Annotated in this window: 13 protein-coding genes; 11 read left to right on the top strand and 2 right to left on the bottom strand. The window is 40.9% G+C overall.

The features are described from left to right. Window positions 1-453: hypothetical protein (locus AC1M83_RS07975; RefSeq protein WP_481590399.1), on the top strand; the 453-nt coding region annotated here is incomplete at its 5' end. Between the two features lie 22 nt (window positions 454-475). Here the strand turns inward: AC1M83_RS07975 and AC1M83_RS07970 are convergent. Beyond that, on the bottom strand, window positions 476-1,411 hold the full coding sequence (locus AC1M83_RS07970) for an LpxL/LpxP family acyltransferase (protein ID WP_481590398.1): 936 nt from the start codon (window positions 1,409-1,411) through the stop codon (window positions 476-478). 235 nt (window positions 1,412-1,646) lie between these two features. Between AC1M83_RS07970 and AC1M83_RS07965 the strand changes: the two genes are divergently transcribed. The 5 genes from AC1M83_RS07965 to AC1M83_RS07945 all read left to right on the top strand — a co-directional run bounded on the left by AC1M83_RS07965 (window position 1,647) and on the right by AC1M83_RS07945 (window position 6,164). Further along, window positions 1,647-2,522, top strand: coding sequence for an urease accessory protein UreD (locus AC1M83_RS07965; RefSeq protein ID WP_481590397.1), 876 nt, complete (start codon window positions 1,647-1,649; stop codon window positions 2,520-2,522). A 96-nt stretch (window positions 2,523-2,618) separates the two neighbouring features. Further along, window positions 2,619-2,921 (top strand): urease subunit gamma, encoded by a 303-nt coding sequence (ureA, locus tag AC1M83_RS07960; protein WP_035270654.1) that lies wholly within the window; start codon window positions 2,619-2,621, stop codon window positions 2,919-2,921. Between the two features lie 22 nt (window positions 2,922-2,943). Further along, a complete protein-coding gene (locus tag AC1M83_RS07955) occupies window positions 2,944-3,252 on the top strand; it encodes an urease subunit beta (RefSeq protein WP_035270651.1) in 309 nt (102 codons plus the stop codon). A 12-nt stretch (window positions 3,253-3,264) separates the two neighbouring features. Continuing rightward, complete coding sequence (gene ureC, locus AC1M83_RS07950; RefSeq protein ID WP_481590396.1) at window positions 3,265-4,965, top strand: urease subunit alpha; 1,701 nt, start codon at window positions 3,265-3,267, stop codon at window positions 4,963-4,965. 302 nt (window positions 4,966-5,267) lie between these two features. Further along, a complete protein-coding gene (locus tag AC1M83_RS07945; protein WP_481590395.1) occupies window positions 5,268-6,164 on the top strand; it encodes a hypothetical protein in 897 nt (298 codons plus the stop codon). Here AC1M83_RS07945 and AC1M83_RS07940 read toward each other — a convergent pair. After that, window positions 6,151-6,633, bottom strand: coding sequence for a nucleotide triphosphate diphosphatase NUDT15 (locus AC1M83_RS07940; RefSeq protein ID WP_481590394.1), 483 nt, complete (start codon window positions 6,631-6,633; stop codon window positions 6,151-6,153). The two genes, AC1M83_RS07945 and AC1M83_RS07940, sit on opposite strands and share 14 nt — an antisense overlap. Window positions 6,634-6,966: 333 nt before the next feature. Here AC1M83_RS07940 and AC1M83_RS07935 point away from each other — a divergent pair, with 333 nt between their 5' ends. From AC1M83_RS07935 to AC1M83_RS07915, 5 genes are all read left to right on the top strand, one after another. Then, window positions 6,967-7,851, top strand: a complete 885-nt coding sequence (locus AC1M83_RS07935; protein ID WP_481590393.1) for a SphA family protein — start codon at window positions 6,967-6,969, stop codon at window positions 7,849-7,851. Window positions 7,852-7,896: 45 nt separating this feature from the next. Next, window positions 7,897-9,231 (top strand): acetamidase/formamidase family protein, encoded by a 1,335-nt coding sequence (locus AC1M83_RS07930; protein WP_180028361.1) that lies wholly within the window; start codon window positions 7,897-7,899, stop codon window positions 9,229-9,231. Between the two features lie 109 nt (window positions 9,232-9,340). Then, window positions 9,341-10,543 (top strand): aromatic ring-hydroxylating oxygenase subunit alpha, encoded by a 1,203-nt coding sequence (locus AC1M83_RS07925; protein WP_180028360.1) that lies wholly within the window; start codon window positions 9,341-9,343, stop codon window positions 10,541-10,543. An 11-nt stretch (window positions 10,544-10,554) separates the two neighbouring features. Then, window positions 10,555-10,908: a hypothetical protein gene (locus AC1M83_RS07920; protein ID WP_092766725.1), complete on the top strand. Its 354-nt coding sequence runs from the start codon at window positions 10,555-10,557 to the stop codon at window positions 10,906-10,908. Between the two features lie 12 nt (window positions 10,909-10,920). Beyond that, the gene (locus tag AC1M83_RS07915; RefSeq protein WP_481590392.1) at window positions 10,921-11,412 is read left to right on the top strand and encodes a nuclear transport factor 2 family protein; all 492 of its coding nucleotides are present in this window, start codon (window positions 10,921-10,923) and stop codon (window positions 11,410-11,412) included. The last annotated feature ends 10 nt before the right edge of the window (window positions 11,413-11,422 follow it).

Here is an 11,422-nt window from a genome sequence, read left to right as displayed (position 1 = left end):
GAAGCTAAAGAAGCTAAAGAAGCTAAAGAAGCTAAAGAAGCTAAAGAAGCTAAAGAAGCTAAAGAAGCTAAAGAAGCTAAAGAAGCTAAAGCACAGTCTTTTGCTCAAAAAGTAACGCCTGAACCAACAGCCTATCAATGTTTTGCTGAGCAATGTCCAAGGGTGGATTTAAAAGAGATTCAAATTGATCTCAACGGAAAAGTACCAAAATTTATAACCCCTGTTGCTGTCGGTGAAATTCAAGCAAATCAATGGACTCGTTTAGGTACGGAGTTCAATGTAAATTGGACAGATCAGAATCAAAATAAAACTTCAGAAAAGCTGATATTAAATGTCTTGGACATGCAGCATATGACTTTAAAAGATGAGTTAGGTCGTATCAACCGCTATAAGATGGTAGAGGCGAAAAAGCCTGATACTGATAAAAATTCAGATGTATTAGAAACACAATAAAAAAGCGGCTCCGCCGCTTTTTTTAATAAATTTTTTCAAAACCTTCCGGACGTGTTTTAAATCTACGGTGGAACCACATATATTGGGTTGGTGCTAAACGAAGTTGATTTTCAATAATCAAATTTGTTCGTGTCGCGTCTGCAATTTCATCTTCACTTGGCATATTGTCTAATGCAGGTTCAATCAAAATATGATATTTCGGATTTGTAATATCACCTTTACGGTAGAAGTAAAGTGGAATCGCGGCAGCTTTGGTCATTTTTAATATACGGCGATGTGCAGTTACAGTGGCTGCGGGTACACCAAAAAAGGGTGCCATAACACCTTGTTTAAGACCAAAATCTTGGTCGGGACTATACCAAATAGGTCGTCCTTCTTTTAAATGACGGATTAATCCACGCATATCATCATGGTCGATTTGATGGGTATAAATCGTGGCACGACAACGGTAAATCAGCATATCTAGCAATGGATTATTTTGCGGACGATACACGACATCTGGATCAAAATACTGGGCACATACATATCCACCTGCATCGAGTAGGGTAGAGTGTGTACCAAGTAGTAAAGCCCCACGCCCTTCAGCTTGCACTTGTTGAATATGTTCTAAACCTTCAATCGTTACACGATCTTTAAACCATTTGGGACAATACCAAGCATTCAGTGTTTCAAAAACACCGACCATTTGATCAATAAAGACTTGGCGAGCATTTTCATAACGGAGTTCGGGCATCCATTCAGGAAAGCAGACTTCTAAATTTCTTAAAGTTGTTTCACGACGTGAACGCAAGTATTTGAAAGCTACATTTCCCATCAGATACGCTAAACGATGCTGAATTGCCCAAGGTAATATCGCAAGGAGCATCAGAAATATAATACCAATCCAAATGCCCCAATATTTTGGCATTAAGAAAGACCACTGGAACTCTCCCGGTTGGTAGTTTTTCTGTTTACTCATATTCAAACTTGATAACAATTTAAGGTAATTCACTATATTAGCACGAACTGTTTTTTTTCGGCGAAGGCAACAATCGGATTCTTTAGAAAAACGTTCTTAGATTTTTCACATGAATTACTCATCAATATCAACATTAAGTGCCTAAAAACCTTTAACCAAAATTAGCTTGAGCAAACTTGGTGCAATTTTTGCAGAACATTTACTGAAAATGGTATGAATACGAAGATGACCGTGAATGAATCAAGTATTGTTCAATGAGCCAGTCAAAAATGCACAGTATTGGTTTGCTAAATTAGAGTTAGGTTTTACCAAAGATTCAAATCGCACAATTTTGGCGCATCGTAAGCACTTTGGACCTGTTCGCGTGCAAAAGATGCTGTGGCCTGAAAAAACAGGAGTATGTCACGCCATTATTGTTCATCCACCTGCTGGAATTGCTGGTGGAGATCATCTCACCTTTGAAATGAAAATAGATCAGGATTCGCATGCTTTGGTTACCACACCTGGCGCAGGGAAGTGGTACAAAACCAATCTTAAACAAGCATTTCAACATATTCATATTCATGTCCAAGATGAGGCGATTTTCGAATGGCTTCCTCAAGAGACGATGCTCTTTAATGGTGCGAATGCAAATTCAGAAACGATCGTACATTTGGACGCTGCTGCCAGTTTTATCGGTTGGGATATGTTGGTGATTGGACGGCAAGCACGACATGAAACCTTCTCGCAGGGTGCTTACCAAAATAAATTTCAGCTTTATCAAAATCAGAAAATATTGGTTGCAGACTGTTTAAATTTTAAAGGCAATGATCGTTGGTTAAAGTCCTGTTTAGGGATGAACGATCATGCAGTGATGGCCAGTTTTTGGGCAGTGCCTCCAGAACAATACCGGTCAAATTTCTATCTTGATCAACATATTGATCAAATTCGTGAATTAATCATGCGTATGAATATTAACATCACATTGACGTTACTCGATTACGTCGTAACCGCACGTTATCTCGGAGATGATGTACGTGAGTGTCATGATGCATTTGCTGCAATTCGTGCAAAGCTTCGTCGTTATTGGTTTGATCTTGATGAAGAGTTCCCACGAATTTGGCGCACATAAATTTATTCTTGTCATAGCAACATAGTTAAGTTGTTTTAACACAAACATTTGAGCACACATTTTGCATCAATATTTAAAGATAGTGAGGAAAGCATTATGGAACTAACACCTACGGAAAAAGACAAAATGCTGATTTTTACTGCGGGGCTTGTAGCGGAAAGACGCAAGGCCCGTGGTTTAAAGCTGAATTATCCAGAAGCAGTGGCTTACATTTCTGCCGCACTATTAGAAGGTGCACGTGATGGGATGAGTGTGAGTGACCTCATGCATTTTGGAACAACATTGCTAAAACGGGATGAAGTAATGGAAGGCGTAGCTGAAATGATCGCAGAGGTCCAAGTGGAAGCGACCTTTCCGGATGGTTCAAAACTGGTCACTGTACATCAACCGATTGTGTGATGTCTGAGAGGAAAAATTAAATATGATTCCAGGTGAAATCATTACGTCCGATACAGACATTGAAATGAATGTCGGACGGGCAACGCTCAAAATGACGGTAGCAAATGCAGGGGATCGCCCGATTCAGGTTGGGTCACATTATCACTTTGCTGAAGCGAATGATGCGTTGCAGTTTGATCGTGAGTTAGCACGAGGATATCGATTAAATATTGCGGCAGGTACAGCGGTGCGTTTTGAGCCAGGACAGAGTCGAGATATTGAACTTGTTGCACTCGCAGGTAAGCGTGAGGTGTATGGTTTTGCAGGTCGTGTTATGGGTAAGTTGGATTAAGGGAAAATAATAATGAAAATGTCACGCCGTGCTTATGCGGAAATGTTTGGTCCAACGGTAGGTGATCGAGTTCGTCTCGCGGATACTGAGCTGTTTATTGAAGTTGAGCAAGACCTCACTACCTATGGTGAGGAAGTGAAGTTTGGCGGTGGTAAAGTGATTCGTGATGGCATGGGACAATCACAACTGTTGGCTGAAGATGTTGCGGATACGGTCATTACCAATGCGCTGATTGTGGATTGGTGGGGTATTGTCAAAGCTGATGTCGGTTTAAAGAGCGGTCGCATTTGGAAAATTGGGAAAGCGGGAAATCCAGATATTCAGCCCGATATCACCATTCCACTTGGTGCAGCGACGGAAGTGATCGCTGGTGAAGGACAGATTCTCACCGCAGGCGGTGTCGATACGCATATTCATTGGATTTGCCCGCAGCAAGTTGAAACCGCACTGATGTCCGGTGTGACCACCATGATTGGTGGTGGTACAGGCCCTGCGGCAGGGACTTCTGCAACAACAGTGACACCGGGGCCTTGGCATATTGGGACAATGCTTCAAGCCATAGATGATTTACCGATGAATATTGGTCTACTCGGTAAGGGAAACCTAAGTCAGCCCGACCCAATTCGTGAGCAAATTCGTGCAGGGGTAGTAGGTTTAAAGCTACATGAAGATTGGGGTTCAACCCCTGCAGCGATTGATACGTGTCTGACCGTTGCCGATGAGTTTGATGTCCAAGTGGCGATTCATACCGATACCTTAAATGAAAGTGGTTTCTTGGAAGAAACCCTCGCTGCATTTAAAAATCGTACCATTCACACCTACCATACCGAAGGAGCAGGCGGTGGACATGCCCCTGATATTTTAAAAGCCATTGGTCAGCCGAATGTGTTGCCATCTTCCACCAATCCAACTCGTCCTTATACCATCAATACCATTGATGAGCATTTGGATATGCTGATGGTTTGTCACCATTTAGACCCTGCGATTTCTGAAGATGTGGCTTTTGCGGAAAGTCGTATTCGCCGTGAAACCATTGCTGCAGAAGATATTTTGCAGGACTTAGGTGCCATTGCCATGATGTCATCAGACTCGCAAGCGATGGGGCGTGTCGGTGAAGTGGTGATTCGTACGTGGCAAACCGCGCATAAAATGAAAGTGCAGCGTGGACCTTTAGAGGGTGACAATGCCACGCATGACAATAATCGTGTAAAACGTTATATCGCTAAATATACAATTAACCCTGCAATTACGCATGGTTTAAGCCATGAAATTGGTTCGGTGGAAGTAGGTAAACTTGCTGACTTGGTACTGTGGAAGCCTGCATTTTTTGGGGTAAAACCGTCGATGATTATTAAAGGCGGGATGATTGCGGCTGCGCCGATGGGAGACATTAATGCGTCTATTCCAACGCCACAGCCAGTGCATTATCGTCCGATGTTTGGTGCTAATGCGCGCGGTGTGCATAACACCTGTATCACCTTTTTATCCCAAGTCGCGATAGAGGCAGGCGTGCATGAAAAGCTCGGGCTGAAAAAGTTGATCAGTCCATGTAAAGGCACACGTGATATTCAGAAGAAAGATATGAAACTGAATAACTACTGTCCTGTGATGGAGGTTGATCCTGAAATTTATGAAGTGCGAGCAGATGGGAAGTTGCTGATTTGTGAGCCTGCGGAAGTATTGCCGATGGCGCAAAGGTATTTCTTGTTTTGAATAACAAAGCTCCATTTTTGGAGCTTTTTATTTATAATAAAATTATATGCTTAAATAAAAATATAAGAGGATAGTATGGGCTTTTCTTTTGTTTCATCAGATTTTCGGAATGCTCTAGATCGTTTATTTGAGACAGCACAAAATAATCTAGATTCAAATGATGATGAGCTTAAAAAATGGTCTCATATAATTAGATCATTAAAAGGCTTCTATAACGAGGAAAATCTCAGATACCTAGATGAAAATCTTAAGCAAACAAAAAATGGAATCTATTTGATTTAAATCAGCTTGCTAAAATTATATTGGATGATGATCTAGAACACTTAAAATATGGTGCTCTGAGTTTTTATATTTATCTAAAAGAATGGGAATTTAGACGTGGAATTAAAGAAAATGAACAACAAAGTCCTATTGTAAGAAGTTTCTATGACTTCATTTATACTGAAAAAAATCAAAGATATTTAGAGTTTAAAACGCATTATGATTTCGTAGATGAATTACCTTTCGTTATATGTGGCGAAATTTATAGTAACTCTAAATTGAATGAAATTAGAAAATTTTTAGAAGAAAAAGATTTTAGTGACTATAAGGCTTTGATTAAAGAATCAGAGAAGGCATCTGATTTGATCAGCGGTTGGAATTCAACATTTGATGTGAAAATTTATGAAGTCAAAGAATTAGAAAAAAAGTTAGAAAGTTATAAAACAACTTATGATTTTGTTCTTTTGAATAAAGGTTTCCAACAATTATATGATCAAAAGAAAGTTGAGTTAAAGAGAACGAAAGACATGTACGGTTTTGTGTCAACAGTTATGTTCATGGTTCCTTTCTTTGAACTTATAATTTTAATTGGAGCACTTATATATTTTCAAGGTAATTTACCTTCAAGTATGTGGCTAATTTCAATTCCTTTTATAACCTTAATTCTAATAACCTTATATTTAGTCAAAATTTCATTGCAAGATAAGCGTTCAGTTCAATCCCAAATGATGCAACTTGAACTTCGTATGACACTTTGTCAATTTATTCATAATTATGCGGAAGATTCAGAAAAGCTACATGCAAAAAATAAAGCTGGATTTGAAAAATTCGAAAATATTATCTTCTCACCGCTCGTTTCTTCAGATGAAAAGATTCCAACCACTTTTGATGGTATGGAGCAATTAGCGAAATTAGTAAGTGAATTTAGGAAGTCTTAGCGTTGGATTGGTTTGAGTAAACAGCCCATCTTTTTTCCTGAGGCTGATTTAAAAAATATTTAATTATCACTTCAGTTTCAGGAAAAAGTAGTTGTGGAAGCTCATCAATGCTAAACCATTCCCAACGCTCAAAAATCTCAGGTTCTGTCACGCAAATTTGAGTTTTTAAACGTTCATCTAAAAGTTGATAAATCGTTCCGAACGTAACTTTTACTGCCTCAGAATCTTGATCAATGATCGTATTTAAGGGTTGAATAGACTCAATATATTGACTCAGATCTAAAGCAGTTTCCTCTAACAATTCGCGTACTGCAGCATCTTCAACTGATTCATGCGCATCCATTTTTCCACCCGGAAAACACCATGAGGCAGGTTCATCAATTTTGTTTCTATAACCCAATAGAACTTTTTGACGTTGATCAATCAACATGATGCCCACGCCGATGATGGAGTTGCTTTTAATATTCATGATTGTGCACATCTAGCTGCTCTGTGTTCTACAAAGTACAACAGCGATATGACAACGCTAACTTTCAAATGTTTCAAAACATGTAATTTAAATAAAAAATCATTCACATTTATAGGGGATTTTACCTATCACTATAGTGAAGAAAACCTATTTTATTTCTCTAAAACCTCTATACCAGTGAGAAAAAGTCAATATTTCTACAAGATAATCCCTTAATTCAACATAGATTCATCCTTATATTTCCCTGCCTCCTTTCAAGACTAGATTAAGACATGCGCTAGACGATTTAGAACATCGCCAGCAAGGAATTTAGCAACGAGGGGGATGCGGTAAATGGTAAGGAAATATCTAACTTCTGTGGCATTGACCACATGTCTTTTCAGTAGCGCAAGTTTAGCGCTTGCCGCTGAAAATGGCGGAAGTGCTTATCCAGATGGGACAGAGAGTTTTTTTGGTGGCGCAATGCCGCCACCTGGGATGTATCTCGTCAGTTATAACCAATACTATAACGCAGATAAATTTAAAAATGATCATCCAGTATTTGATGATTTTAAAATTGATACTTTTGCCACAGTTGCTCGTGGTGTCTATGTCAGTGACAAAACATTTTTAGGCGCGACATGGGGCATGCATGCATTCCTTGTATATGCCCATGCAGATCTTACATTAGGTGGTCGTCAAGATGATCACATGTCAATGGGTGATCTCATTATCGATCCATTCTTATTGGGTTGGCATAAAGGGGATTGGCATGTGGCGACAGGTATCGACTTTTATATTCCAGTTGGCTCTTACAAAAAAAATAGACTCGCGAATATTGGACGTAACTATTACACCATTCAACCAATTATCTCGACCACATACTTAAATAAACAAGGTATCGAAGTCAGTACAAAGTGGATGTACGACATCAATTTCGAGAATAAGGATACCAAATATGAATCGGGCAACGCTTTGCATGTCGATTACTTAGTTGCGAAACACATGGGACCTTTGGCGGTTGGTGTTGGTGGTTACGTACATCGTCAGCTTGAAGGTGACTCAGGTGAAGGTGCTGTTTTAGGTGATTTTAAAGCTAAAGCAGCCAGCATAGGTCCGCAAGTTCGCTATCAATTCCCTAAAGGGTATGCAATCGCAGCGAAATATCAAAAAGAATTTGATGTTGAAAACCGACCAGAAGGTCAGAAGTTCGCAATTGATATCACCATCCCATTTTAAAACATTGTTACCTAAACATTAGAGCAAGCATATAGAGGTAAGGCCATGAAAATTGAGAATCAAGAATATGCAGCAGGCAGTGCTGGAGCTGTCGATTATTTAGTGGTGAATGAGTTTTCAGGCGGTATCGTCGGACCGAGCCAACGTATGCTTGGCCCTTTAAAAAATGGTGGGACACTTAAAACTGGTACACCTCCAGGATGCTGGGGTCCCATGATTACACCTGCATTCCAAGGTGGGCATGAAGTAACACTGCCTGTCTTTATTGAAGGTGCAGAGGTGGGCGATGCTGTCGCTTTAAAGATAAAACACATGCATGTGACCTCTACGGCGACCTCATCTGGTGTGATGCAATTTGTTGAGGGGCGTTATAAAGGCGATCCGTTTGTTGCGAAATATTGTGAGGCATGTGGTACTGAACAGCCTGCAAGTTATGTAGAAGGGATTGGCGACGACGCGATTCACTGTAAAAACTGTGGTGCAGAAGTCAGTGCTTTTCGCTTTTCACATGGTTATGTGATCGTGTTGGACGAAGAAAATAAAGTGAGTTTGACGGTCAATCAAGAGATTGCCAACAAGTTAGCTGGTAATGCCAATGAGCTTTCTGCATTACCTGAACATGCTGCACAGCATTCTATTCTATCACTAGCGCGTGCTGACATGCCGGGTGTTGCTGCACACATGCGTCCATTCCTCGGAAATATTGGTACGACACCTTCACGTGATTTACCAGACTCTCATAACTGTCACGACTTCGGTCAGTACTTGATTAATGCACCGCATAAATTCGGGATGACTGAAGAAGAGCTTATCGCAGCCAAAACTGACGGTCACATGGATACCAATTCGATTCGTCCAGGCTGTATTTTGATTTGCCCTGTGAAAGTACCAGGTGCAGGTGTCTACATGGGAGATATGCATGCGCAACAAGGCAATGGTGAAATTGCAGGGCATGCCACGGACGTTTCAGGCGAAACAGAATTACAAGTGGAAGTGATTAAAGGCTTAACTATTGATGGTCCAATTTTACTTCAAGCACCAGATGACTTACCACCAATGGCACGTCCATTTACCAAGGAAGAGCGTGAAAAAGTGAAAGCTTTAGGTGCGCGTTGGGGACAAACTGAAATTGAGGAAAGTGGTCCAATCACATTTATGGGAACAGGTAAGAACCTCAATGATGCAACGGACAATGCTTTAAATCGAGCGGCAAAAGTCACAGGTTTAAGTGTGGATGAGGTTATGAACCGTTGCACAATTACAGGCTCTATCGAAATCAGCCGTTTACCAGGAATGGTACGTGCAACCTTCTTATGCCCAATGCCAATTTTAGAAAAATTGGGGATCGCAAACTTAGTTCGCGAACATTACCAACTTTAATTCATCACGTGAACGGCGGTTGATTCGGGTGATTCAAACGCTGTTCGAAAAAAGCATGAAATTTACTGAACTTAAAACTTAGAAACGAGAACTTGAACAGGAATGTCATATGAACAGTAATGCAAAACTCCGTTGGGGCGATTTATATCCAGAACTTGGTATTGAGCCTATTCCAACCGAACCATGTATTTCGCCAGAGATCTATCAGGAAGAAATTGAAAAAGTTTTCTCAAAAGTTTGGTTGAAAGTGGGGCGTGTAGAAGAAATACCAAAGAAAGGCGACTATAAAGTTAAACGCTTAGATTTTGCTAAAACCTCAGTCATTTTAATGCATGGTAAAGATGGTGAAATCCGTGGATTCCACAATATTTGTTCACACCGTGGTAACAAAGTTGTGGTGGAAACCGGCAATGAAACCTTTGGTTCAAACAAAGCCGCAGTCGTGACGTGTCGTTTCCACGGTTGGGTTTACGATGCTAAAGGTGATTTGGTCAGCGTACCTGAAGAAGAAAAATTCACATCTTGCTTTGACAAAGGTCATAACGGTTTAGCACCAATACGCACCGAAGTGTGGGAAGGTTTTATCTTCATCAATTTGGATAATGACGGCACTCAATCGGTAGAAGAATTCTTAGGCGGTATGGGACAGCATTTAGGCGGTTATCCATTCCATGAAATGGAAGAATGCTTTGCCTATAACACAGTTCTGAACTGTAACTGGAAAGTCGCTCATGACGCATTTGCTGAAGCGTATCACGTGGCGACCATTCATGCAGGCTCTTTCCCGAATGTATTCGCATCAGGTTTACAAGAAGTGCAATTGTTTGGTGATCATCGTACTTGCGCTGTGTGCTTAACCAAAAACGCCAATCCAAAACCAGCGGCTGCATTGTCAGGTGAGATCACTGGCGCATCATTGGTGAATCACTATGAACGTGTTCAGCTACCTAAATCAGTCAATCCAAATGATCGTGATGACTTCTCGTTTGAATTATCTGTCATTTTCCCGAATATCTTGGTGCATGTGACTGAAGGAGTATGGTTCACCCATCAGTTCTGGCCGGTCGGCCATAACCAAACCCGTTGGGAGGGTCGCTATTACCTGCCTAAAGCGAAAACCTATTCAGAGCGTTGGGCGCAAGAGTTTGCACAAGTATTACAACGTAATGCGTGGTTAGAAGATACTGCCACCATGGAAGATACCCAAGAAGCACTTGAGTCTCGAGCGAAAAAAGTGATGCATCTACAAGACGAAGAAATCCTGATTCGTCACGGTTACCACGTTCTTGAACAATACCTGAATCGCGCATAAGGAGAATGCACATGTCAAACATCATTTCACAATTGCCAGCTGACTTTGCAAGCTTAGAACCTTTTGTTGCGAAATGGGCTTTAGGAACGGGTAAGCAACGCCATGAAGCGCGTTTGAACTCAACCAAAGAAGAATTGCAAGCATTTTACGATGCTATTTTGCCCGAAATGCGCAAGCTACTTGCCGCACTCGATCAATATGTCCTAGGGACCTTACCTGAAGAGCTTCATAAGTTGTATTGGTTAAGTCTCAGCTTTGCTGAAGTTGCACCACACATCGAGCTTTATAAGGGTTCAGTTGGCGTACCGTATGCATTTGCGGAGAACCGTTTCATTTATGAAACTGGTGACATGGTCAACGTTTAAGAGGAATACAGGATGAGCCAGCACAATCTAGAACAGCGTTTGCATTATCTGGAGGCCTGCGAGGCGATTCGTGGCCTGATCGGTCGCTATGCAACAGCGGCTGATCAGCGCAACAATCCAGCCATTTTACAGCATGTATTTCATGAGGATGCCATATGGTGTGCTAAGGGTTTTGGAGAATATCAAGGACGCCAAAATATCTTGAATGCATTGTCAGAGATTGCAGAAGCACAAGTGCTTTGGAGCTTACATATTATGGCCATGCCCGATATACAGCTCCTAGATCAAGACCATGCAAAGACAACTTGGATGTTATGGGAAGTCTGTAATTTAGCCGAGGAATCAACAACAGCCGCAACAGATCAAGTTAAACCTGCAACGACCTGTTGCTTAGGTGGATTTTATAAAACAGAAGTAAGTCGGAATGAGCAGGGTGAATGGAAATTTGAACGCGTCGAATTGAATTTGACCTTCAATCAACCCTATCCGAACACAGTTAAATAGGCACTGAATC

The organism is Acinetobacter sp. 25-47-130, assembly GCF_056779705.1.
This window is presented reverse-complemented; position numbering and strand designations above follow the sequence as displayed.

Coding starts and splice junctions, on each gene's coding strand:
- AC1M83_RS07965 (WP_481590397.1), top strand. CDS start 1,647: ATGAATCAAGTATTGTTCAATGAGCCAGTCAAAAATGCACAGTATTGG.
- AC1M83_RS07935 (WP_481590393.1), top strand. CDS start 6,967: ATGGTAAGGAAATATCTAACTTCTGTGGCATTGACCACATGTCTTTTC.
- AC1M83_RS07920 (WP_092766725.1), top strand. CDS start 10,555: ATGTCAAACATCATTTCACAATTGCCAGCTGACTTTGCAAGCTTAGAA.
- AC1M83_RS07915 (WP_481590392.1), top strand. CDS start 10,921: ATGAGCCAGCACAATCTAGAACAGCGTTTGCATTATCTGGAGGCCTGC.
- AC1M83_RS07970 (WP_481590398.1), bottom strand. CDS start 1,411: ATGAGTAAACAGAAAAACTACCAACCGGGAGAGTTCCAGTGGTCTTTC.
- ureC (WP_481590396.1), top strand. CDS start 3,265: ATGAAAATGTCACGCCGTGCTTATGCGGAAATGTTTGGTCCAACGGTA.
- ureA (WP_035270654.1), top strand. CDS start 2,619: ATGGAACTAACACCTACGGAAAAAGACAAAATGCTGATTTTTACTGCG.
- AC1M83_RS07925 (WP_180028360.1), top strand. CDS start 9,341: ATGAACAGTAATGCAAAACTCCGTTGGGGCGATTTATATCCAGAACTT.
- AC1M83_RS07930 (WP_180028361.1), top strand. CDS start 7,897: ATGAAAATTGAGAATCAAGAATATGCAGCAGGCAGTGCTGGAGCTGTC.
- AC1M83_RS07940 (WP_481590394.1), bottom strand. CDS start 6,633: ATGAATATTAAAAGCAACTCCATCATCGGCGTGGGCATCATGTTGATT.
- AC1M83_RS07955 (WP_035270651.1), top strand. CDS start 2,944: ATGATTCCAGGTGAAATCATTACGTCCGATACAGACATTGAAATGAAT.